Consider the following 23239-nt stretch of genomic DNA (forward strand, 5'->3'; position numbering starts at 1 on the left):
CTCCGGCAACTCTGGTCGGACCTGGGACCTGTGGGACTGAGCTTGCTCACGAATGGGGTGGGTCAGCCACACCCAGGCTGACTGACAGAACGCCTTCGCGAGCAAGCTCGCTCCCACAAATTCTGTGCTGACGCCGATAACTCTGGTCGAACCGGGGACCTCTGGGAGTGAGCTTGCTCACGAATGCGGTGCGTCGGCCTCATCCAGGCTGACTGACAGAATGCTTTCGCGAGCAAGCTCACTCCCACAAATTCTGTGCTGACGCCGATAACTCTGGTCGGACCGGGGACCTGTGGGAGTGAGCTTGCTAACGAAGGCGGTGGGTCAGCCACACCCAGGCTGACTGACAGAATGCTTTCGCGAGCAAGCTCGCTCCCACAAATTCTGTGCTGACGCCGATAACTCTGGTCGAACCGGGGACCTGTGGGAGTGAGCTTGCTCACGAATGCGGTGCGTCGGCCTCATCCAGGGCGACTGACAGAATGCTTTCGCGAGCAAGCTCACTCCCACAAATTCTGTGCTGACGCCGGCAACTCTGGCCGGACCGGGGATCTGTGGGACTGAGCTTGCTCACGAATGCTGCGGCACAGCTGACAGATTTGGGTTGGATGTACCTCAGTCTTCGCGAGCAAGGTGGAGCGCCACCCCGGTCGCTCCTACAGTTTCCAGCTGTCATCGAAAATCCGCGTCGAGCGCAGATCTCCTGTAGGAGCAATCGGAGGTTACGACGGTCGCGAAGCGGCGGGCCTGTGACATCAACGTCGGCTGACCCACTGCATTGCGGGCAAGCGCTCCTACCGTTTGCGGCATAGCCTCAACGCTTATGCACCAACACCCCCGCCGAATACGTTTCGCTGACGGTGCGGTCATCCCCCAGGGTCATCAACACAAACAGCTGCTCTTCAATGCTCGTCGCCTGACTCATGCGGTAGGACAGCAGCGGGGTGGCGTTGAAATCCAGTACCACGAAGTCCGCCTCGCTGCCCGGCTGCAGGTTGCCGATCTTGTCTTCCAGCCGCAGCGCCCGTGCGCCGCCCAGCGTGGCCAGGTACAGCGATTTTAACGGGCTCAATTTGGCGCCTTGCAGCTGCATCACCTTGTACGCCTCGTTCAGCGTGTGCAGCAGCGAGAAACTGGTGCCAGCGCCGACGTCTGTTCCGAGTCCTACATTGACCTTGTGCTTTTCGGCCATCGGCAAGTTGAACAGCCCACTGCCGAGGAAGAAGTTGGAGGTCGGGCAAAAGGCGATGGCGGACCCGGTTTCCGCCAGGCGCTCACACTCCTGGTCGCACAGGTGCACGCCGTGGGCAAACACCGAGCGCTCGCCGAGCAGGTTGAAATGGTCGTACACGTCCAGGTAATTCTTGCGCTCCGGGAACAGCGCCTTGACCCACTCAACCTCCTTCAGGTTTTCACTGATGTGGGTCTGCATGTACAGGTCGGGGTACTCGGTCAGCAACTGCCCGGCGAGGGTCAATTGTTCGGGCGTGCTGGTCGGTGCGAAGCGTGGGGTGACGGCGTAATGCAGGCGGCCCTTGCCGTGCCAGCGCTCGATCAGCGCCTTGCTGTCGACGTAGCTGGATTCGGCGGTGTCCACCAGGTAATCCGGGGCGTTGCGGTCCATCATTACCTTGCCGGCGATCAGGCGCAGATTGAGCTTCTCGGCGGCACTGAACAGCGCCTCCACCGACTCCTTGTGCCGACTGCCGAACACCAGCGCGGTGGTGGTGCCGTTGCGCAGTAATTCCTTGAGAAAGATGTCAGCCACCTGCGCCGAATGCTCGGGGTCTTCGAACTGCTTCTCGCAGGGAAACACGTAGGTATTCAGCCAGTCGAGCAACTGCTCGCCGTAGGACCCGACCATGCCGGTCTGTGGCAAATGAATGTGGGTGTCGATGAAACCGGCGGTGATCAGCGCGTCCTGATAAGTGACGATTTCGACGTCGTCAGTGAGCGTGCCGAGCAGGTCTTCGGCAGTGCCGAGGGCGAGGATCTTGCCGTTTTCCACCAGCATCAGGCCGTCTTCGAAATACTCATACGACGCCTCCACCGCCACGTCGGCAGGGTCGGCGATGCTGTGAATGATGGCGGCGCGGTAGGCTTTTTTGGCAGTGCTGATATCTGTGGTCATGTCAGTTGATCGTTCTTCGGGGATTCATTGGGCCTGGCTGCGGCGGGACACCGGCAGCAGCTTGGCGACAGGTTCGGCGATGGTGCTCTGCTCGCCGAAATGAGCGTTGTAGGTGGCGATCACTTCGCCGGCGATGGACACGGCGATTTCCATGGGCAGTTTGCCCTTGACCTCGGTCAGGCCCATCGGGCAACGCATGCGCTGCAGCACTGCGGCGTCGAAGCCACGATCACGCAGGCGATGCTCGAACTTCACGCGCTTGGTTTTCGAGCCGATCAGGCCGAAATAGCTGAAGTCGCCGCGCTTGAGAATCGCGGCGGCCAGCTCAAGGTCCAGCTGATGATTGTGGGTCATGACGATGCAATAGCTGCCAGCCGGGAGGTTGTCGACTTCTTCGATGACGTCCTCGCTGAGGATCTGCGTCGCGCCTTCCGGCAACTGCGCGGGAAATTCGGCCTCGCGGGAATCAATCCAGCGCACGCGGCAGGGCAGGCTGGCGAGCAGCGGCACCAGCGCCCGACCGACGTGGCCGGCGCCGAACACGGCGATGTGCGCCTGGGGCTGGCCCATGGGTTCGAACAGCAACACGTTCACGCCGCCGCAGCACTGACCCAGGCTGGCGCCGAGGCTGAAGCGCTCCAGACGGGTTTGCTGGCTGCCGCTGGCGAGCATCTCCCGGGCGATTTCCATGGCCTTGTATTCCAGATGCCCGCCGCCGATGGTGTCGAAGATTCGCCCGGCGCTGACGACCATTTTCGAGCCGGCATTGCGCGGCGTCGAGCCACGCTCCTCGATGATGGTCACCAGCACGCAAGCCTCGCCCTGCTGCTGCAAGTCGGCGAGGGCGCTGATCCAGTTATTCATGTGATTTCTCCTGATCGGCGGGTTGGCAGATCAAACATCGTCATTGCCCGTGTCGGCCTTATCGCGAGCAAGCTCACTCCTACAGGGATCGCACTGGGACTGTAAGAGCGAGCTTGCTTGCGAAAGCGTCAGCACAGGCCGCCACTGTTTAATCGACGCGGAGCGTCTCGGGCTGCATTCCCACGCGGAGCCCCGGAGCAGATTCTGAAACGATCTCGGCAGCTAACTCCGCATCGCGCTGAAACGCCCGCATCTGCTCACACCCCCACAAAACCCGTTCCGGTGTCGCCGGCGCGTCGATCTTCGGCTGGTGCTGGTAATCGCCCAGACTCGCCACCGCATCCTTGATCGCACACCACGCGGCAATGCCCAGCATGAATGGCGGTTCACCCACGGCTTTGGAATGAAACACCGTGTCTTCGGGGTTCTTGCGGTTCTCCACCAGCTTCACCCGCAGGTCCGCCGGCATGTCGGCCACGGCCGGAATCTTGTAGCCCGCCGGGCCGTTGGTCATCAGCTTGCCTTTGTCGTTCCAGACCAGTTCCTCGGTGGTCAGCCAGCCCATCCCTTGAATGTAGCCGCCCTCGACCTGACCGATGTCGATGGCTGGATTCAGGGAGGCGCCGACGTCATGTAGGATGTCCGTACGCAGCATTTTGTACTCGCCGGTCAGGGTGTCGACCAGCACTTCGGTACAGGCCGCGCCGAAGGCAAAGTAATAGAACGGCCGACCCCGCGCCTGGCTGCGGTCGTAGAAAATCTTCGGCGTCTTGTAATAGCCGGTGCTCGACAGCGATACCTGGCCCATCCATGCCTGCTGCGCCAAGGTGTCGAAGCTGATGACCTGCTCGCCGACGCGCACATGACCGTTGCGAAACTCGACCCGCGATTCATCGCACTGGTAATGCTTGGCTGCGAATTCCACCAGCCGCTGCTTGAGGATTTCTGCTGCATTCTGCGCGGCCTTGCCGTTCAGGTCGGCGCCGCTTGAGGCTGCGGTTGGCGACGTGTTCGGCACCTTATCGGTGTTGGTCGCGGTGATCTGCACGCGGTCGATGTCGACCTGAAACACCTCGGCCACCACCTGCGCGACTTTAACGTTCAGGCCCTGGCCCATTTCGGTGCCGCCGTGATTGAGATGGATGCTGCCGTCGGTGTAGATGTGAATCAGCGCGCCGGCCTGATTGAGGAAGCTGGCGGTGAAGGAAATGCCGAATTTCACCGGGGTCAGCGCCAGGCCTTTCTTCAGAATCGGGCTGTTGGCGTTGTAGGCCTTGATCGCTTTGCGCCGCTCGGCGTAGTCACTGCTTTCCTCCAGCTCGGCGGTCATTTCTTCGAGCATGTTGTGCTCGACCGTCTGGTAGTAGTGGGTGACGTTGCGCTCGGTCTTGCCGTAATAGTTGGCCTTGCGCACCGCTAGCGGGTCCTTGCCCAAGTGCCGGGCGATGGCGTCCATCACCTCTTCGATGGCGACCATCCCCTGGGGGCCGCCGAAGCCGCGGTAGGCCGTGTTCGACGCGGTGTTGGTCTTGCAGCGATGGCCGTTGATCGTGGCGTCGCCCAGGTAATACGAATTGTCGGCGTGAAACATCGCCCGGTCGACGATGGACGCCGACAGGTCCGGCGAATAACCGCAGTTGCCCGCCAGCTCCAGCTGAATGCCGTGCAGGCGCCCGTCGTTGTCAAAGCCCACGTCGTACTCGACGTAAAACGGGTGCCGTTTGCCGGTCATGATCATGTCTTCCATGCGCGGGAGGCGCATCTTGGTCGGCTGGCCGGTCAGGCGCGCAACCACCGCGCACAGGCACGCGGGGCTCGCGGCCTGGGTTTCCTTGCCGCCAAAGCCGCCGCCCATGCGGCGCATGTCGACGACGATCTTGTTCATCGACACGTCCAGCACTTCGGCGACGAGCTTCTGCACCTCGGTCGGGTTCTGCGTCGAGCAGTAAACGATCATGCCGCCGTCTTCCGTGGGCATGACCGACGAAATCTGCGTCTCCAGGTAGAAGTGTTCCTGACCGCCGATGTGCAGCGTGCCCTGAATCCGGTGGGGAGCAGAGGCCAGCGCCGCCGCCGAATCACCGCGCTGGTGGGTGTGGCTGTCGAGCACGAAGTGCTTGTTGCGGTAGGCCTGAACCACATGGAGCACGGGTTCCAGGTCTTCGTATTCGATGATCGCGGCCATCGCCGCCTTGCGTGCGGTTTCCAGATCCCGGGCAGCCACGGCAATCACCGGCTGACCGACGAACTCGACCTTGTCGATGGCCAGCAACGGATCGCCGGGCAGCAGCGGGCCGATGTCCTTGAGGCCCGGAATGTCCTCGTGGGTGATGGCGATGCGCACGCCGTCGAAGGCGTAGCAGGGCGACACATCGACGCGGACGATGCGCGCGTGGGCACGGTCGGACAAGCGCGCATACACGTGCAGTTGGTTGGGGAATTCGAGGCGGTCGTCGATGTAGATCGCTTCGCCGGAAACGTGCTTGTCAGCACTGTCGTGTTTCACGCTGCGGCCCACGCCGGTGGCCAGGTCCTGTTGAAACAGGGCGACCATTTCTTCCTGGGACCTGGCTGAATGATGATTAGACATAAGCTGTCACCCGCGTCTGGATGTGAGGCGTTTGCACTTCAATGAAGTATTTGCGCAGCAGGTTCTGCGCGCTGAGCAGGCGGTATTCCTTGCTCGCGCGGAAGTCCGTCAGCGGGGTGAAATCCTCGGCCAGTGCGGCGCAGGCGCGCTCAATGGTGGCCGATGTCCACGGCTGGCCGATCAGCGCCTGCTCGCAATGGGCCGCACGTTTGGGGATCGCCGCCATGCCGCCGAACGCCGCGCGGGCGTCAACGATGGCGCCGTTTTCGATGTGCACGCGGAACGCGGCGCAGACCGCCGAGATGTCGTCGTCCAGCCGTTTGGACACCTTGTACGCGCGAAACGTCTGCCGGGGATTGGCGCGGGGCACGATGATGCGCTCGATGAATTCGCTTTCCTGACGCACGGTCACGCGGTAATCGATGAAGTAATCCTCCAGCGCCAGGGTGCGGGTTTGTTCGCCCTTGCGCAGCACGATCTTCGCGCCCAGCGCTATGAGGAGGGGCGGGGAGTCACCAATCGGGGAAGCGTTGCCGATGTTGCCGCCGAGGGTGCCCTGATTGCGGATCTGCAGCGATGCAAAACGGTGCAGCAGTTCACCGAAATCCGGGTATTCGCGGCTCAGTGCTTCGTAGCAATCGGTGAGGGCCGTCGCCGCGCCGATCTCAATGCGGTCTTCGAAGTGCTCGATCTTCTTCATCGCCGCGACGTTGCCGACGTAGATCATCACCGGCAGCGGGCGATGGAACTGCGTCACTTCAAGCGCCAGGTCGGTGCCGCCGGCCAGCAGCCGGGCTTGGGGATAGGCGTCATAGAGATCCGCCAGATCGGCGACGGTCAGCGGCACCAGGCAGCGCTTGTCGCCGCTGTTCAGCTCGCCGGTTTGCGTCGGCGCGATGGCCTTCAGGCGGGCGATGGTCTGAGCCTTAAGGGCATCGAACTGGTCCGCTGGCGGTTGACTGCAGCTTTGCTCGGCCGCCGCGAGAATCGGTCGATAGCCGGTGCAACGGCACAGATTGCCGGCCAGGGCTTCGTGGGCCTGGGCATGTTTTGTTTCAGAGGAGGCGGATTCGGCGCTGTTCTTTTGCAGCGCGAACAGCGACATCACAAAACCCGGCGTGCAGAAACCGCACTGGGAACCGTGGCAGTCGACCATCGCCTGCTGAACGCTGTGCAAGCGGCCCTGATGCTTGAGGTCTTCGACGCTGATCAGCTGCTTGCCGTGCAGCGAGGCCACGAAGGTCAGACACGAATTGAGGCTGCGATAGCTCAGCTGGTCCCGGCCCGCCGCGTCGGTGGTCAGCTCGCCAACGACTACGGTACACGCGCCGCAATCGCCGCTGGCGCAGCCTTCTTTGGTGCCGGACTTATGCAGGTGCTCGCGCAGGTAGTTGAGCACCGTCACATTGGGGTCCAGAGCCTGTTCGGTTTTCAGCTCTTGGTTCAGGAGAAACTGGATCACGGGTCGCGCCTCGTTCTTGTCGTTAATAAGCACTGGTCACAGCTGCCGGCGGATGGGTCATCGAACATGTCGATGAATCTATCAGCTCTGACTATCGGGTCAATTAATTTCTGACTCAAAGGTCAAGAAATTCATTATTTCGAGAAATGGCCGATAACCCACCTGACGATAACGTCTAACGACTGAGTGCCTGTGATCAGAAACATGTCCGTGTTTCTGCTTAATTCGTGCCAGTTTCCACAGTATGGCCCTGCGCCACAGACCTGCAGTGCGATACACTCCGCCGCTTGTTTGCGACCAAAGAAGTTGAAGGTAAGAAATGACGTTCAAGGCACCTGACAGCCTCGCCGAGCAGATCGCTCACCACCTTGCCGAGCGCATCATCCGCGGCGAGCTCAAGCCAGGGGAGCGGATTCAGGAGCAGAAGGTCACGGCCGCGCTGAACGTGAGCCGTGGCTCGGTGCGCGAGGCGTTGCTGATTCTCGAGCGCCGCCATCTGATCGTGATCCTGCCCCGTCGCGGCGCGCAGGTCTCGGTCCTGACCCCACACAACATCACCAGCCTCTGCGCCCTGATGAGCGAGATGTACATCCTCCTCGGTCTGGCCGTGGCGCGAAGCTGGAAAGAGCCGGTCGACCTCGCGGCGTTCCAGCAGATTCAGCAGCGGCTCATCGCCAGTTGCGAGCGCCAGGACGTGAAGGGCTTCGTTGAAGAGAGCTTCAATGTCATGCGCGCGGCCTATCCGTTCGCCAACAATCCGTACCTGGAAGAGACCGTCGAGAACCTGCAGCCCTCCATGAGCCGTTTCTATTTCCTCGCCCTGGATCAACGCCAGGCGGAAATGAGCGAGTACCTGACCCTGTTCGGCCAGTTGCTCGAAGCGGTGGTAGCGCGGGATCTGGCGCGGATCCGCGACGTGCTGACCTGCTACGCCGAGCGCAGCTGCCAATCGGTGTTGTCTGCCCTGGCGGCCAGCTGATTCATGCGCCTCAAATGCATCAGGCTGGCCGGGTTCAAATCGTTCGTCGACCCGACGACGGTGAACTTCCCCAGCAACATGGCGGCCGTGGTCGGCCCCAATGGATGCGGCAAATCCAACATCATCGACGCGGTGCGCTGGGTCATGGGCGAAAGCTCGGCCAAGAACCTGCGCGGCGAGTCGATGACCGACGTCATCTTCAACGGCTCCACCAGCCGAAAACCGGTGAGCCAGGCGAGCATCGAGCTGGTTTTCGATAACTCCGACGGCACCCTGGTCGGCGAATACGCCAGCTACGCGGAAATTTCCATCCGCCGCAAAGTGACCCGCGACAGCCAGAACAGCTATTACCTCAACGGCACCAAATGCCGTCGCCGCGACATCACCGACATCTTTCTCGGCACCGGCCTGGGCCCACGCAGCTACTCGATCATCGAGCAGGGCATGATCTCCAAGCTGATCGAAGCCAAGCCCGAGGACCTGCGCAATTTTATCGAAGAAGCCGCCGGCATCTCCAAGTACAAGGAGCGCCGTCGCGATACCGAAAACCGCATCCGCCGCACCCACGAGAACCTGGCGCGCCTGACCGATTTGCGCGAAGAACTGGGTCGGCAGCTGGAGCGTCTGCAGCGTCAGGCCCAGGCCGCCGAGAAGTATCAGGAATACAAGGCCGAAGAGCGTCAGCTCAAGGCGCAACTGTCGGCGCTGCGCTGGCAGGCGCTGAACGAGCAGGTGGCGCAGCGGGAATCGGTGATCGGCAATCAGGAAGTCGGCTTCGAGTCGTTGGTCGCCGACCAGCGCAGCGCCGACGCCGCCATCGAGCGCCTGCGCGACGGTCATCACGACCTGTCCGAGCGATTCAACCTGGTGCAGGGGCGTTTCTACTCCGTGGGCGGCGACATCGCCCGGGTCGAGCAGAGCATTCAGCACGGTCAGCAACGCTTGCGGCAGTTGCAGGACGACCTGCGCGAAGCCGAGCGTGCGCGCCTGGAAACCGAATCCCACTTGGGTCACGACCGCACGCTGCTGGCGACCCTCGGCGAAGAGCTGGAAATGCTCGAGCCGGAGCAGGAGATCACCCTCGCCGCCGCCGAAGAATCTGCCGCCGCGCTGGAAGACGCCGAAACCGCCATGCATGGCTGGCAGGAACAGTGGGACGCCTTCAACCTCACGTCCGCCGAACCCCGGCGTCAGGCGGAAGTGCAGCAATCGCGCATTCAGCAGCTGGAAACCAGCCTGGAACGACTGGCCGAGCGTCAGCGGCGTTTGGGGGAAGAGCGCCAATTGCTCGCGGCGGACCCCGAAGACGCCGCAATTCTCGAGCTCAGCGAAGACCTCGCCGCGCGGGACATGGCCTTTGAAGAACTGACCGCCGAAGAAGAACACCTGATCGAGCGCCTTGAGCAACTGCGCGTCGATCTGCAACAGGCCACCCAATCGCAACAACAGGCCCAAGGCGATCTGCAGCGGTTGAACGGCCGGCTTGCGTCGCTGGAAGCCCTGCAACAGGCGGCACTCGATCCCGGCACCGGCACCGCCGAGTGGCTGCGCGACCATCAACTGAGCGAGCGTCCGCGTCTGGCCGAAGGGCTGCGGGTCGAGGCCGGCTGGGAAATGGCCGTGGAAACCGTGCTGGGCGCCGATCTGCACGCGGTGCTGGTGGATGATTTCGCCGGTCTCGATCTGGCCGGATTCAGTCAGGGCGACCTGCGCCTGGTGAGTCCCGGCGCTGACATCACGCGCATCCCTGGCAGCCTGCTGGACAAGGTCGATACGCAGGTCGATCTGACCCACTGGCTGGGCCAGGTCAAACCCGTTGAAACCCTCGACGATGCGCTGGCGCTGCGCGGGCAACTGGGCGCCGGTGAGAGCCTGATCAGCCGCGAAGGCTACTGGGTCGGTCGGGATTTTCTCCGTGTGCGCCGCGCCAGCGAGGCCGAAAGCGGGGTGCTGGCGCGGGGTCAGGAATTGCAGCGTCTGGAAGCCGAGCGTGAAGAACGCGAAGCAACGTTGGCGGCGCTGGATGAGCAACTGTCGACCCAGCGCGAACAGCAACGCACCCAGGAAGACAACCGCGAGCAATTGCGCCGTCGCCTGCAGGACGAAGCCCGTCAGCAGAGCGAACTCAAGGCGCAGTTGTCCGCCGCCAAAGCCAAGGTCGAGCAGTTGACCCTGCGCCGCACGCGGCTCGACGAAGAATTGACCGAGCTCGCCGAACAGCGGGCCATGGAGCAGGAAACCCTCGGCGAATCCCGCCTGCAATTGCAGGACGCCCTCGACAGCATGGCGCTGGACACTGAACAGCGCGAGTTGCTGCTGGCCCAGCGCGACAGCCTGCGCGAGCGCCTGGACCGGGTGCGTCAGGAAGCACGCCAGCATAAGGATCACGCCAATCAGTTGGCCGTGCGCCTGGGTTCGCTGCGTGCGCAGCATGATTCCACGCGCCAGGCCCTGGAGCGGCTGGAGATGCAATCCGAGCGCCTGACCGAGAAGCGCGAGCAGCTGAGCCTGAACCTGGAGGAGGGCGCCGCGCCGCTTGAAGAACTGCGCATGAAGCTCGAAGAGCTGCTGGAAAAGCGCATGGTCGTCGACGAAGAGATGCGTACCGCCAAGAACGCCCTGGAAGACGCCGACCGCGAACTGCGTGAGGCCGAGAAACGTCGCAACCAGGCCGAGCAGCAATCGGCGCTGTTGCGTGGGCAACTGGAGCAGCAGCGCCTGGAATGGCAGACCCTGACCGTAAGACGCAAGGCGCTTCAGGAGCAATTGCACGAAGACGGCTACGACCTGGATGGCGTGCTGGCGACCCTGACCGCCGAAGCCAACGAGAAAGACGCCGAAGAAGAACTGGAACGCATCGCCGCGCGGATTCAGCGTCTGGGCGCCATCAACCTCGCGGCGATCGACGAGTATCAGCAGCAGTCAGAACGCAAACGCTATCTGGACGCCCAGGACGCCGATCTGGTCGAAGCGCTGGACACGCTGGAAAGCGTGATCCGCAAAATCGACAAGGAAACCCGTAACCGCTTCAAAGAGACCTTTGATCAGATAAACAGCGGAATTCAGGCACTTTTTCCAAAAGTTTTCGGTGGCGGCAGCGCTTATTTGGAACTGACGGGCGAAGATTTACTCGATACTGGGGTGACGATCATGGCGCGTCCTCCCGGCAAGAAAAACAGCACGATCCATTTGCTGTCCGGGGGTGAGAAAGCCCTGACCGCGCTGGCGCTGGTTTTTGCCATCTTCAAACTCAACCCGGCGCCGTTTTGCATGCTCGACGAAGTCGATGCGCCGCTGGACGACGCCAACGTGGGGCGCTACGCCCGGTTGGTCAAAGAGATGTCCCAGACCGTGCAGTTCATCTACATCACCCACAACAAGATCGCCATGGAAATGGCTGACCAGTTGATGGGCGTCACCATGCACGAACCGGGTTGTTCGAGGCTGGTGGCAGTGGACGTAGAGGAGGCGATGGCGCTGGTGGAGTCATAGCGGGATGCGCAGTTGATCGCGTGGCGATCATGCAGATTTGCAGGGAAAAGTGGCGCACGGGCGTCCAGTACAGGAACCACCGCCGCAGCGTGACAGATGCTTGTGACCTGCCAGATGTAACAGACGGTGTAAAGTTGCCTTTGGTCGTGCTAGCTTAATGTCCACTTTTCCATTTCGCGTGGGTAAAAGGCCATTCAGAACATAGAGTTGGCTCCACGTTTTAAAGGGGTTTGACGCCCTTAATTTTCAGAATTTTATTAGAGGCACGGGACTACATGGAAATCGGTCTGCGAGAGTGGCTGATCGTCATCGGCATTATTGTCATTGCCGGTATTCTGTTTGACGGCTGGCGCCGTATGCGCGGCGGCAAGGGCAAATTGAAATTCAGACTGGACCGCAGCTTATCCAACCTGCCGGACGACGACGAACCGACGTCCGCCGAAGTGTTGGGCCCTGCGCGCGTTCTGGACACCCATAAAGAACCGAAACTCGACGAGCACGACTTGCCGACAATGAGTGCAGCGCCCCGCGAGCGCGCCGAACGTGAACCGCGACGCGGCAAGCGCAAGGACGAGCCGCATCAGGGCGACCTGAACCTGAGCGCCGGCCCTGACCTGTTCAGTGCCCGCGACGATGATTTCCCGGACGACAAGCCGAACCAGCGCATCACCGAAAACAAGGACCTGCCGCCCGTTGAAGAAGTGCTGGTGATCAGTGTCATCTCCCGGGACGAAAGCGGCTTCAAGGGCCCGGCACTGCTGCAGAATATTCTGGAAAGCGGTCTGCGCTTTGGCGAAATGGACATTTTCCACCGTCACGAAAGCATGGCCGGCAACGGCGAAGTGCTGTTCTCGATGGCCAATGCGGTCAAGCCGGGTGTGTTCGATCTCGACGATATCGACCACTTCAGCACCCGCGCCGTCAGCTTCTTCCTGGGTCTGCCAGGGCCGCGTCATCCGAAGCAGGCGTTTGATGTCATGGTCGCCGCCGCTCGCAAACTGGCCCATGAGCTGAACGGGGAATTGAAAGACGATCAGCGCAGCGTCATGACCGCGCAGACCATCGAGCACTACCGTCAGCGCATCGTCGAGTTCGAACGTCGCGCCCTGACCCAGCGTCGCTGATTGGCGCTCCCACAGATTCAAGCATCACCAAATGAGCAGCTTCGGCTGCTCTTTTGCATTTCGAGAACACACCTATGAAAGCCGCCGAAACCCGCATCCTTGAACTGCGCGCTGAGCTGGATCAGCACAACTACCGCTATCACGTCCTCGACGAGCCGAGCATCCCGGACGTCGAATACGATCGGCTGTTCCACGAGCTCAAAGCGTTGGAGGCGGAGAACCCGCATCTGGTGACACCGGACTCGCCGACCCAGCGGGTGGGCAGTGCGGCGCTGTCGGCGTTCACCCAGGTGCGCCACGAAATCCCCATGCTGAGCCTGGGCAACGCCTTCGAAGAAACCGACATGCTCGAGTTCGATCGTCGGGTCAACGAAGGCCTGGACCTGCCCGCTGCCTCGAAGAAGGTGGAATACAGCTGCGAGCCGAAACTCGATGGCCTGGCGGTCAGCCTGCTGTACCAGAACGGCGCGCTGGTTCGTGGCGCCACCCGCGGCGATGGCACCACCGGCGAAGACATCAGCGTCAACGTGCGCACCGTGCGCAATATCCCGCTGAAGCTGCACGGCAAAGGCTGGCCGGACACCCTCGAAGTGCGCGGCGAAGTCTTCATGTCGAAGGCCGGCTTCGAGCGTCTGAACGCCAGCCAGCTGGAAATCGGCGGCAAGACTTTCGCCAACCCGCGCAACGCGGCCGCTGGCAGCCTGCGCCAGCTGGATTCGAAAATCACCGCCAACCGCCCGCTGGAATTCTGCTGCTATGGCATCGGCCAGGTGTCCCATGACATCGCCGACACCCACACCGGCAACCTGCAGCAACTGAAAGAGTGGGGCATGCCGATCAGCCGCGAGATGAAAATCGCCCACGGCATCGAAGACTGCCTGAAGTACTACCACGACATCGGCGAGAAACGTCTGTCGTTGCCGTACGAAATCGACGGCGTGGTGTTCAAGGTGAACAGCATTGCCTCCCAGCGTGAGCTGGGTTTCCGCGCCCGCGAACCGCGCTGGGCCATTGCCCATAAATTCCCGGCCATGGAAGAACTTACCGAGCTGCTGGACGTGGAATTCCAGGTCGGCCGCACCGGCGCGGTCACGCCGGTGGCCCGTTTGAAGCCGGTGAAAGTCGCCGGTGTCACCGTCGCCAACGCAACGCTGCACAACATGGACGAAGTGGCGCGCCTTGGCTTGATGATCGGCGACACGGTGATCATCCGCCGCGCGGGCGATGTTATTCCCCAAGTGGTGCAGGTCGTGCAGGAGCGCCGCCCGAAAGACGCGCGCGCCGTCGAGATCCCGCAGACCTGCCCGGTGTGCGGCTCACAGGTCGAGCGCACGCAACTGATCAAGCGCAGCAAGGGCAAGGAAACCATCAGCGAGGGCGCGGTGTATCGCTGCGTCGGCCGTCTGGCCTGTGGCGCGCAGCTCAAACAGGCGATCATCCATTACGTCTCGCGCCGGGCGATGGACATCGAGGGGCTGGGCGACAAGACCATCGAGCAACTGGTAGACGAGAAACTCATCGGCTCGCCGGCCGATCTATACAAGCTGACCTACGAGCAGATTATCGATCTGGAGGGTTTTGCCGAGATCTCCAGCAAGAAGCTGCTTAAGGCCATCGACGACAGCAAGAAGCCGACGCTGGCCCGCTTCATTTACGCGCTGGGCATTCCAGATGTGGGCGAGGAGACGGCCAAGGTATTGGCGCGGTCGTTGGGTTCGCTGGATCGAGTGATTGTGGCGCTGCCGGAGGTGCTGACGTATCTGCCGGACGTGGGGCTGGAAGTTGCCCATGAGATTCACAGTTTCTTCGAGGACGAGCACAACCAGAACGTGATCGGCGCGTTGCTCGGCGAATGCCAGATGGAGCTGCAGGACACGGGCGATCTGGGCGCGGAGTTCGCGGCAAGCGCGACCCTGGGCGGCATGCTGGACAAGTTGAATATTCCGTCGGTGGGGCCGGGTGCGGCGCAGAAGCTGGCGGACAAGTTCGGCACCCTTGAGGCGGTCGTCAAGGCGGACTGGCTGGATATGCGGCAGACGCTGCCGGAGAAGCAGGCGCAGGCGGTGAGGGCGTTTTTCGATGTCCCGGAGCATGCGCAGCGGGCGTTGGCGCTCGAGCAGCAGCTGAAGGATTTCGGCATGCACTGGCAGAGCGAGAAGAAGGTGGTGGAGGGCTTGCCGCTGGCCGGGCAGACGTGGGTCCTGACCGGTTCGCTGGAGTTGATGAGCCGGGACGTGGCGAAGGAAAAGCTGGAGGGACTGGGGGCGAAGGTGTCCGGTTCGGTCTCGGCGAAGACCCACACGGTGGTGGCCGGGCCGGGGGCGGGCTCGAAGTTGACCAAGGCCAATGAGCTGGGGCTGAAGGTGCTCGACGAAGAGGCGTTTGTGGCGTTTCTTAAGCAACATGGCGTTGAGGTCAGCTAGATCAAGATCAAGAGCGTCTGCCTGGGGGCAGACTGTTTCGCCTTCGGCGAGTTACTTGATAAAGCCCCAAGTAACCAAGGGCTTGTGCTCCTGGTTGGGCCCTTCCTTCGTCAGGGTTCCTTCACTTCGGTCTCACTCCGTGGGCCCGCGCCGAACGGACATCCATGTCCTGACGGCGCTCTCGCCGCATCCATGCGGCTCGGCCCACTGCGCGAGACCTGCGTTCAGCCTGCACCCAAGTCGCGATTTCCGGTGTTTGAGCCATTTGCGATGAAGATCAAAAGCGCTTCAAAGCAGATCAACAGCTTCCCGGCTAAAGCCGGTCCTACAGTCAGAGCCAATCCCACTGGACGCATGCAATGTCTCAGTAGGACCGGCTTCAGCCGGGAAGTGGCCGGTTCAGGCGCCAACAATTTTGCTGATCACACCTCCTCCTTGTGGGAGCGAGCTTGCTCGCGAATGCTGTATTTCAAACACTAGAAATCCGGTGGATGTACCAATCTCTTCGTGAGCAAGCTCACTCCCACAAGTCCTTCGCGTTTGATCTTCCCTCAATCCACCCTTGATCCGCTCTAGATCTGCTTTTGATTTTCATGCACAAAAATCCCAGACACCGCCAAACGCGACTTTGGTGCAGGCTGAACGCAGGTCTTGCGGAGTGGGTCGAGCCGCATGGATGCGGCGAGAGCGCCGTCAGGACATGGATGTCCGTTCGGCGCGGGCCCACGGAGCAAGGCCGGAGTGAAGGAACCCTGACGAAGGAAGGGCCCAACCGAGAGCAAGCACCCTTGGTTACTTGGGGATGGTGCGACTCTCGACTTTTCAAGTAACTCGCCGAAGGCGAAACAGTCCCGCCGATAAGCGGGACCCAAGAGTAAGAAAATCCCACGGAACCCCCGTCACCCTTGACGATCTAGTGCTAGCAGCCCCATCAGGATATCGCCATGTTCCAGTTCTTCGAGCAACTCAGCACACGGATCGCGGCGCCATTCGCCGGCGAAAGCAAGCGCAACAGCAAGGTCTGGCAGTGCCATTGCGGGCAGTCGGTGTTTTTCCGCAACAGCCAGTGCCTGGCGTGTTCGGCGGCCCTGGGTTATCTGCCCGAGCAGAGCAAGATCGCCGCGCTGGAACCGGGCCCCGAAGCGCAAACCTGGCGTCTCAGCGACGAGCCCCAGGCCGGGCTCTACCGTCGTTGCGCCAATCTGGACACCGCGGCGGCCTGCAACTGGATATTCCCGGCGCTGAACGCCGGCGACTTCTGCATCGCCTGTAGCCTCAACAAGACCATCCCCGACCTGTCCGTGCCGGAAAACCCCGAGCGCTGGGGCAAGATCGAGACCGCCAAGCGTCGGCTGGTGGCGCAGTTGATCACCCTCGGCCTTCAGGTCATCCCGAAAAGCGTGGATGAAGAGCGCGGGCTGGCCTTCGAATTCCTCGGCGTCGACCTGGAAGGCAACCTGCCAACCACCGGCCACGCCAGTGGCTTGATCACCCTCAACGTGGAAGAAGCCGACGACGCCATTCGTGAGAAGGTTCGCGTGCAGATGCACGAACCCTACCGAACGCTGCTTGGGCATTTCCGTCATGAAGTGGGGCATTACTACTGGGATCGCCTGATCGCCGACACTTACTGGCAGGACGGATTCCGCAACCTCTTCGGCGATGACCGTGCCAGCTACGCCGACGCTCTTGATCATCACTACCAGAACGGCGCGCCGGCCGACTGGCAGCAGAGTTTCGTCAGCGCCTACGCGACCATGCACCCATGGGAAGACTGGGCCGAAACCTGGGCGCATTACCTGCACATGATGGATGCCGTCGACACCGCACTCAGCCTGGGCATGAGCGCTCGGGACATGGACCTCGACTACCAGCCGTTCCCCCTGGAAACCTTGTACGACCCTCAGCATCCGGGCGGGCCGGCGTTCCTGGCGTTCGTCAATGCGTGGATCGAACTTGCCGGCATGCTCAACGAGTTGTCCCGTGCCATGGGGCAGGCGGATTTCTATCCGTTCGTGTTGCCGCCAGCCGTCATCACCAAGCTGCATTTCATCCATTTGGTCATACAGGGCGCGGGCGGCAAGGCCGATGAGGTCCTGCAAGTGCAGTAGCACACTCATGTGAGTGCGTGAAAAAAAGCGATCCGTACGAAGCGGTGAAAGGGATTCACCGCTTGTCCGCGATCCCTGCACACCGCAAAAAGCGGTGCTATTTTCCCTATACATATCGTTTTGATACTACTGGCGAAGCGGTTGGCGAAGCGGTCTAGAAGGGATTTCAGTTATGGCCACCAGTGCTCCATTGCCCAAAAACGAGCGTTCCCGGCTTTCACGCATCATCCACATGGGGCTCATCGATGCGACGGCTGACGATGTGCTCGACCACATCGTCTCGATGGTGACCCATTATTTCCAGGTCCCCATCGCCCTCGTTTCCATCGTCAGTGAGCACCGCCAGTGGTTTCGGGCACGGGCAGGCCTTGAGGAGCGCGAGACGCCGCGCGATATCGCTTTCTGTGCCTACACCATCCTCAGCCATGAGGCGTTTCAGGTTCCTGACGCGATGCTTGACGCGCGCTTCAGCGATAACCCGCTAGTGACCGGGGAGCCCCACATCCGCTTTTATGCCGGCGTGCCCTTGGTGACCGCCGATGGTCTTGCCCTCGGCACGCTGTGCATCATTGACACCACGCCCCGGCCGCAACTTGATCCGCGCGACCAGGCCATGCTGGAAATGTACGGCGAGTTGGTGATGAAGCGCCTTAATAACCTGCGCAGTGCCAGCTTCGTCGATCAGCCCACGGGTTTGTTCAATCGCCTGCGTCTTGAGGAGGATCTGGAGGCGTTGCACGATCGCCGCAAATACGCGCTGGTCGCGCTGGACATGGTCGCACCGGCGTTCCTCGACAGCATCGTCAAGGCGCTGGGCTACAGCTTTGCCCAGGAGCTGGTGCGCTGCATGATCGATAACTGCCGCAGCCAGTTGCCTGCCGACACCGCGCTGTACAAAGTCAGCCCTACGCGCATCGCGCTGATCACCCGTCATGCCCGCCCCGAGCAGGCCGAGAGGGTGTTTCGCCAGTTGCTCGAGCATTTTCGGCAGCCGCTGATCTGCCGCAATATTCCCATTCAGATGGACGTCGGCATCGGTGTGCTGCCATTGGGTTTGGACCGCTGCGATGAGCGCGACTGGATTCGGCTGGTGGTCAGCGCGGCGGACGAAGCCCGGGGCAAATCGACGGGCTGGCGTTGGTACGAGCCCCATCTGGACTTCGCTCAGCAACGAGCCTTTCTACTATTGGCCGCGCTGGCCGAGGCGGTGCGCAGCCCGGATCAACTGTCGCTGGTGTATCAGCCGAGGCTGGAAGTGGCGACCGGCCGTATTGTGACCGTCGAAGCGCTGCTGCGTTGGCAACATCCCATGCTGGGTCCGATCAGCCCGATGGAATTCATTCCCCTGGCGGAAAAGACCGCGCTGATTCGCTCCCTCAGCCTGTGGGTGCTGAAAAAGGCCGTTGCGCAAGCGGCGATCTGGCAGGCCCAGGGCTATGCCTTCAAAGTGGCGATGAACGTATCGGCGATCGACCTCGCGAACTCATCGTTCAGCGACGCGCTGTTCGAGCACTTGTCAGTCAGCGGTCTTGACCCGAGCGGCTTCGAGCTTGAATTCACCGAAAGCGCCCTGTGCGACAACCCTGAAGTGACCCGCCTGCAGCTGGAGCGACTGCGTGGATTGAACATCGACATCGCCATCGATGACTTCGGCACCGGTTACAGCAACTGGACCTACCTGCGGCAACTGCCGGCCACCACGGTCAAGCTCGACAAGTCGCTGGTGGAAAACATCGACAGCAATGACAAGGACCGAGGCCTGGTAGAAGCCATCGTCGACCTGGCAAAGCGCCTCGGCTATCGCGTCGTCGCGGAAGGCGCGGAAACCGAAGGCGTCTACGAAATTCTCTGCGAACTGGGCTGCCACGAAGTGCAAGGCTTCCTCGTCGCGCGGCCCATGACCGTCACCGCCCTCGAACACTGGATGAACGTCGAGCGACGCCGCAAGGTTCGGCAGCTGCGGTCACTGGCCCATTGAGCGTTACAGAGTGAGCAGCATCAACCGCTCAAAGCTGGCGTAAGCCGCATCGCTTTCGGGCAAATCCTGCCAACCCAGCGCCAGGTACAGCTGGCGCGCCGGGTGATTGCCGGCCTCCACGGCCAGCATCAATTGCTCCGTGTCTGGCCATAACGCTCGCGCCAACCTTGGCAGCGCGCGCAGGCATCGCTTGCCCAGTCCCAACCCCTGAAACCCTTTATCAATCATCAGCGCGTGCAATGTGGTGGTGATGCGCGGGCGGTCACGTGCCCAGTCCGGCAGCAGTGACCTGCGCTTGAGGACGAAAAAGCCCCGGGGGATGTCGTCGATCAGCAGCACGAAGCCTTGCCGGTCGACGGCGGGACGTGCAGTGAGCGTGTGCAGACCGCCATGAATGTCGCCGACGTGACGGATCTGCTCGGGGAGCAGTTCGATCTCCAGCAACTGGCGCTGTTGCGTGGGGGGGAGGGATTCGTATGGGGTGAGCGCGAAATGCATCGGTGGTTCCTGTGTCTTGCGCCCCGGCGGGGCCGGGCAGGGGGCGAGCCACTTGCTGGAGGGAGGTGAAAATGCAGGCGCCATTGTGCCGCATTCGGCCCCTCAGCCGCTGCATCGCGCAGGCGGCGAGGGGCTGATGACGCTCAAAATCTTAATCTGAAACAAGAGGTTGTAACTTCGCGCGAGACCGGTACAATGGCGCGGCTCGCCACTGGCGAGCGTCGTTATGGTGACCCCATCGGTCCCCCCGCAACGATTACCCGTGAACCTGGTCAGAGCCGGAAGGCAGCAGCCACAGCGGGAACATTGTGTGCCGGGGTGTGGCTGGTGGGGTTGCCTCCATAACGCAAGTCCTTGAATTCTCAAGGCTTTCTCAGTCAAAAATCTCGAAGTGTGACAGCGTTTAGGTACACTTAAGTGGTGCACCATGCTAGCGATCCTAGACGAGACCATCCTTGATGTCCAAGCTGCCTCGCCTTGGATGTAAATACAGACTTGGTGGCATCGTCGTCTTAGCTTGCTAATCCTGATGGCATTTTGGTAGCTTCAGTCTGCCAATTTTGCATTCCATCAAGGACGAGTAATGCCAGTCGATCTGATTCTGTTTGATCTTGACGATACCCTGCTTCGCACCGGTGACCTCGAACGTTTCCGAGGTCGTGAGTTTCTGAATAGGCAATCTCAGGCATATGTTCTGAGGCTTCGAGCACAGTTCGGTACATTGCCGAATCGAATCGTCTATTCCGAGGCTAGGCTTCTAGCGTTGCAAGAGCGATATGAGCGAGTCCAGCTCGGTGTGTTTACTAGATCGCCTAGACACTACGCAGAGACGCTTTTGACTATCGCGTACCCCAATGTCGAATGGGCCACAATAGTTGGTTTTGAGGACGTGACGCACACTAAGCCAAGTGGTGAGGGCGTGTCGCTTGCAATGCGAGCGGCGGGGATAGTTTCTTCTCAAAACGTTTGGCTGATTGGGGATGGAAAGTCTGACATACAGGCGGCATATGACGCCGGATGCTGGTGTGTGCTAGATCAAACCACTTGGCCGAATCCCCGTCGTGGTGATGACTGGAAAGCGTTGGAGCGTATGCCTGATGCAATCATTCAGACCCCAGATGACTTGCAGAGCGTGCTTGAAAGGCCAGCGGAATATTTGCCAATAGCCGAGCGTTTACAAATGCTCAACGGTCCGGCGGCTCAAGATGTGGGCTTGCGGTTTGAGAAGGCAAATTATTTTAATCCGCTAGTGCAGGGTGGCAGACCAACCCAAATTCATTTTCTTGGTCGGCATTTTTCTCGGGATGCTCAGAGACGGGTGGTTTGGCATGGGGTTACCAACGATATTCACCGGATGAAGGATTTGCTGATAGTTCCAGACTATTGGATACAGGCAGTGCGTAAGTTTATCCGAAATGTGGTTATAGGCCGCAATCCACTGTTCGCTTTCGGCGTGGGAGAGTTGGTAGTAGCTGTTGTGCCTGCTAAGCCGGGTCGTGTGCGACGTCTGGAGGCAATGCTGGCTCAGCTTGCGGCCTCGCACGAGGAGTCGCCAATCACAGGTGTGAATCTCGAGTTCATCCCGGACATCTTGGAGTATCGGGCTGGAGCTTTGTCGCATCACGGTAATGGCGGGCTAAACAGAGAGCAGCGTTTTGTAAACGTACGTGACCATCTCAGAGCGATCCCGGACTCTGGTTTTGCTCGGAAGCACGTCGTAGTGATTGACGACGTGGTGACCTCAGGAGCGTCCCTGATCTATGCCGAAACGGCTCTGCGAGCAGCGGGTGCTTCTGGTGTAACATTGCTCGCGTTGACAAAAAATGTAGGTAACAGATGACGGTTTCTATCGCAACAAGAAAGCTTTTGACGCTATCAATGCTTCCGGGTGTTGGGCCGGCGACATTAAAAAAGGTTGCGAACATTGCTGGTTTCGAAGAGCTACCCATTGATGCTCTAGTTCGGATAAATGGATCTCTTAATAAGGCGCTGTCCAATCCGGATGCTTGGTCTTTGGCAAACGAGCAAGCAGAAGTGCAAGTGGAGCTTGCTGAAAAGAACGAAGCGTTAATTATTAGTCAACTTGATTTCGGCTATCCGGCATTGCTGTCATCAACAAAGGATGATCCCTTCATTCTATATGTCCGTGGAAGCTTACATTCCAGTACGCTGAAATCTGTTGCCATAATTGGCACTAGGGAACCTACTCCGCATGGCCAAGTTATTACGCGCCGAATAACTGAGTACTTTGTTGAGAATCAATGGAGTATTGTGAGTGGATTAGCTCTAGGGTGCGATGGTCTGGCACACAGGGCTGCGCTTGACTCGGGCGGGCACACCGTTGCTGTATTAGCCCATGGTTTGCAGATGATAGCGCCGAGTCAGCATAAGAAACTTGCTGAGGATATTCTAGAGAGTGGCGGGGCGCTGATTTCAGAATATCCATTTGGACAAAAAGTTTTTCCGCAACAGTTTGTCAAGCGTGATCGCATTCAGGCGGGTATGGCTCAGGGTGTCGTGATGATTCAATCCGATATAAAGGGTGGGAGCTTGCATGCCTCACGCGCTGCCCTTGACTACGATAGATGGCTTGCAGTGCCTCTGCCCACTTCTGTGGATAGAAGCAATCAAGAGCCAAAGGTGATGGCTAACTTGCTAATCGCCGAAGGTGAATGGGTGGATAAAGCTAACTTGCTAAAGTGTAAGCGGGAAAAGCTCGGCAACATATTGGTGCTGAGGACAAAAGACGACTACCCAATAATGCTTTCCAATTCTCTATCCAACTCATCCCCGAAGGAAGCTTTGAGTGCAGCTGACAAGCCTCCGTTGCTTAGTGAGATGTTACAAGCATCGGAAAGCGATAGTCTCGAAGGGCCTGCTGACGATCATGATGGGAAACGGTTGGATGAGGAAAATGTATGTGTAACGAGTTCTGAGCCAGTAACTCGACAGAATAGTCTCTTGCAGACGAAACTACCGCATCAAGGGCCTGAAACGACAACGCTCCGAGTACATAAGACTGCGAAGAAGAGGGTTCACATCCACAACGATATATCCAATACGGCTCACCACCTCAAGACCCGTATAGAAGAAATGGAGGCAAAGGGGGAACGGCAAGGTATAGCCCTCGACATAACTGCCTGTCTCGTTATGTTAGCCTTCACTTTTGAATCGCGTCTGAATTTTATCGGCGAGCAAATCGTTGTGGATTTTAAAGAGCGGCGGGCTTTCGACAAGAAGGTCGAGACCGTGTTGAAGGTGCTCGGACTGAATCCTAACTTTTCAGAGCGTCCGTACTCGACAATCAAAGAGTTGAAGAGTTTTCGTGACACCATCGCTCATGGCAAGCCAGACACCATAGAAGTAGATGAAACAGTGGACTTTCAGGCAGGTACTAACTATGACGATTTCGATCTTAGGGGGGATTGGGAAGCGTATCTTACCATATCCTTTACAAGGCAATGCTCCGACGACATCGACCGAATCTGGAGCGAATGGGTTGCGGCTTCTAACATTGAATTGCATCAAACACTGACCCATGGCGAGTACAGCATTTCACTGATAGATGCAGTATGAGTGAGGTCAGG

13 protein-coding genes and 1 other RNA gene are annotated in these 23239 nt (G+C 60.0%); 9 read left to right on the plus strand and 5 right to left on the minus strand.

Features of this window, described 5'->3' with window-relative positions:
* Positions 1 to 814: 814 nt before the first annotated feature.
* From guaD to xdhA, 4 genes are all read right to left on the minus strand, one after another.
* A complete protein-coding gene (gene guaD / locus AC07RO_RS11575) occupies positions 815 to 2131 on the minus strand; it encodes a guanine deaminase (protein ID WP_495086062.1) in 1317 nt (438 codons plus the stop codon).
* Positions 2132 to 2155: 24 nt separating this feature from the next.
* Positions 2156 to 2995, minus strand: coding sequence for a xanthine dehydrogenase accessory protein XdhC (xdhC, locus tag AC07RO_RS11580; protein ID WP_495086063.1), 840 nt, complete (start codon positions 2993 to 2995; stop codon positions 2156 to 2158).
* Positions 2996 to 3143: 148 nt separating this feature from the next.
* On the minus strand, positions 3144 to 5585 hold the full coding sequence (gene xdhB / locus AC07RO_RS11585; protein ID WP_495086064.1) for a xanthine dehydrogenase molybdopterin binding subunit: 2442 nt from the start codon (positions 5583 to 5585) through the stop codon (positions 3144 to 3146).
* On the minus strand, positions 5578 to 7047 hold the full coding sequence (gene xdhA, locus AC07RO_RS11590) for a xanthine dehydrogenase small subunit (RefSeq protein ID WP_495086065.1): 1470 nt from the start codon (positions 7045 to 7047) through the stop codon (positions 5578 to 5580). The genes xdhB and xdhA overlap by 8 nt, the downstream gene beginning before the upstream one ends.
* A gap of 319 nt (positions 7048 to 7366) precedes the next feature.
* Here xdhA and AC07RO_RS11595 point away from each other — a divergent pair, with 319 nt between their 5' ends.
* The 6 genes from AC07RO_RS11595 (at position 7367) to AC07RO_RS11620 (ending at position 19154) form a co-directional block, all read left to right on the plus strand.
* Positions 7367 to 8026, plus strand: a complete 660-nt coding sequence (locus AC07RO_RS11595; RefSeq protein ID WP_192174194.1) for a GntR family transcriptional regulator — start codon at positions 7367 to 7369, stop codon at positions 8024 to 8026.
* Positions 8027 to 8029: 3 nt separating this feature from the next.
* The gene (gene smc, locus AC07RO_RS11600) at positions 8030 to 11518 is read left to right on the plus strand and encodes a chromosome segregation protein SMC (RefSeq protein WP_495086066.1); all 3489 of its coding nucleotides are present in this window, start codon (positions 8030 to 8032) and stop codon (positions 11516 to 11518) included.
* 275 nt (positions 11519 to 11793) lie between these two features.
* On the plus strand, positions 11794 to 12642 hold the full coding sequence (zipA, locus tag AC07RO_RS11605) for a cell division protein ZipA (protein WP_495086067.1): 849 nt from the start codon (positions 11794 to 11796) through the stop codon (positions 12640 to 12642).
* Positions 12643 to 12716: 74 nt separating this feature from the next.
* Positions 12717 to 15065 carry an NAD-dependent DNA ligase LigA gene (gene ligA, locus AC07RO_RS11610; protein WP_495086068.1) on the plus strand — a complete coding sequence of 783 codons (2349 nt, stop codon included), beginning with the start codon at positions 12717 to 12719 and terminating at the stop codon, positions 15063 to 15065.
* 944 nt (positions 15066 to 16009) lie between these two features.
* Positions 16010 to 17176, plus strand: a complete 1167-nt coding sequence (locus AC07RO_RS11615) for a zinc-binding metallopeptidase family protein (protein WP_192174198.1) — start codon at positions 16010 to 16012, stop codon at positions 17174 to 17176.
* A 172-nt stretch (positions 17177 to 17348) separates the two neighbouring features.
* Positions 17349 to 19154: a putative bifunctional diguanylate cyclase/phosphodiesterase gene (locus tag AC07RO_RS11620; RefSeq protein WP_495086069.1), complete on the plus strand. Its 1806-nt coding sequence runs from the start codon at positions 17349 to 17351 to the stop codon at positions 19152 to 19154.
* A 3-nt stretch (positions 19155 to 19157) separates the two neighbouring features.
* Here the strand turns inward: AC07RO_RS11620 and AC07RO_RS11625 are convergent, their stop codons facing one another.
* The gene (locus tag AC07RO_RS11625) at positions 19158 to 19652 is read right to left on the minus strand and encodes a GNAT family N-acetyltransferase (RefSeq protein ID WP_495086070.1); all 495 of its coding nucleotides are present in this window, start codon (positions 19650 to 19652) and stop codon (positions 19158 to 19160) included.
* Between the two features lie 236 nt (positions 19653 to 19888).
* On the opposite strand from AC07RO_RS11625, the gene ffs reads away from it, so the two are divergent.
* The 3 genes from ffs to AC07RO_RS11640 all read left to right on the plus strand — a co-directional run bounded on the left by ffs (position 19889) and on the right by AC07RO_RS11640 (position 23228).
* An RNA gene (gene ffs, locus AC07RO_RS11630) (signal recognition particle sRNA small type) lies at positions 19889 to 19985 on the plus strand.
* Between the two features lie 250 nt (positions 19986 to 20235).
* Positions 20236 to 21492 (plus strand): HAD hydrolase-like protein, encoded by a 1257-nt coding sequence (locus AC07RO_RS11635; RefSeq protein WP_495086071.1) that lies wholly within the window; start codon positions 20236 to 20238, stop codon positions 21490 to 21492.
* Entirely contained in the window at positions 21489 to 23228 is a 1740-nt protein-coding gene (locus AC07RO_RS11640; RefSeq protein ID WP_495086072.1) for a DNA-processing protein DprA, read from the plus strand. Before AC07RO_RS11635 ends, AC07RO_RS11640 begins: the two co-directional genes overlap by 4 nt.
* The last annotated feature ends 11 nt before the right edge of the window (positions 23229 to 23239 follow it).

The organism is Pseudomonas sp. GW821-FHT07F05 (assembly GCF_059418765.1).

Bases quoted from the DNA above. Each gene is read 5' to 3' on its own strand.
- guaD (WP_495086062.1), bottom strand. From the start codon at position 2,131: ATGACCACAGATATCAGCACTGCCAAAAAAGCCTACCGCGCCGCCATC.
- xdhC (WP_495086063.1), bottom strand. From the start codon at position 2,995: ATGAATAACTGGATCAGCGCCCTCGCCGACTTGCAGCAGCAGGGCGAG.
- xdhB (WP_495086064.1), bottom strand. From the start codon at position 5,585: ATGTCTAATCATCATTCAGCCAGGTCCCAGGAAGAAATGGTCGCCCTG.
- AC07RO_RS11595 (WP_192174194.1), top strand. From the start codon at position 7,367: ATGACGTTCAAGGCACCTGACAGCCTCGCCGAGCAGATCGCTCACCAC.
- smc (WP_495086066.1), top strand. From the start codon at position 8,030: ATGCGCCTCAAATGCATCAGGCTGGCCGGGTTCAAATCGTTCGTCGAC.
- zipA (WP_495086067.1), top strand. From the start codon at position 11,794: ATGGAAATCGGTCTGCGAGAGTGGCTGATCGTCATCGGCATTATTGTC.
- ligA (WP_495086068.1), top strand. From the start codon at position 12,717: ATGAAAGCCGCCGAAACCCGCATCCTTGAACTGCGCGCTGAGCTGGAT.
- AC07RO_RS11615 (WP_192174198.1), top strand. From the start codon at position 16,010: ATGTTCCAGTTCTTCGAGCAACTCAGCACACGGATCGCGGCGCCATTC.
- AC07RO_RS11620 (WP_495086069.1), top strand. From the start codon at position 17,349: ATGGCCACCAGTGCTCCATTGCCCAAAAACGAGCGTTCCCGGCTTTCA.
- AC07RO_RS11625 (WP_495086070.1), bottom strand. From the start codon at position 19,652: ATGCATTTCGCGCTCACCCCATACGAATCCCTCCCCCCCACGCAACAG.
- AC07RO_RS11635 (WP_495086071.1), top strand. From the start codon at position 20,236: ATGCCAGTCGATCTGATTCTGTTTGATCTTGACGATACCCTGCTTCGC.
- AC07RO_RS11640 (WP_495086072.1), top strand. From the start codon at position 21,489: ATGACGGTTTCTATCGCAACAAGAAAGCTTTTGACGCTATCAATGCTT.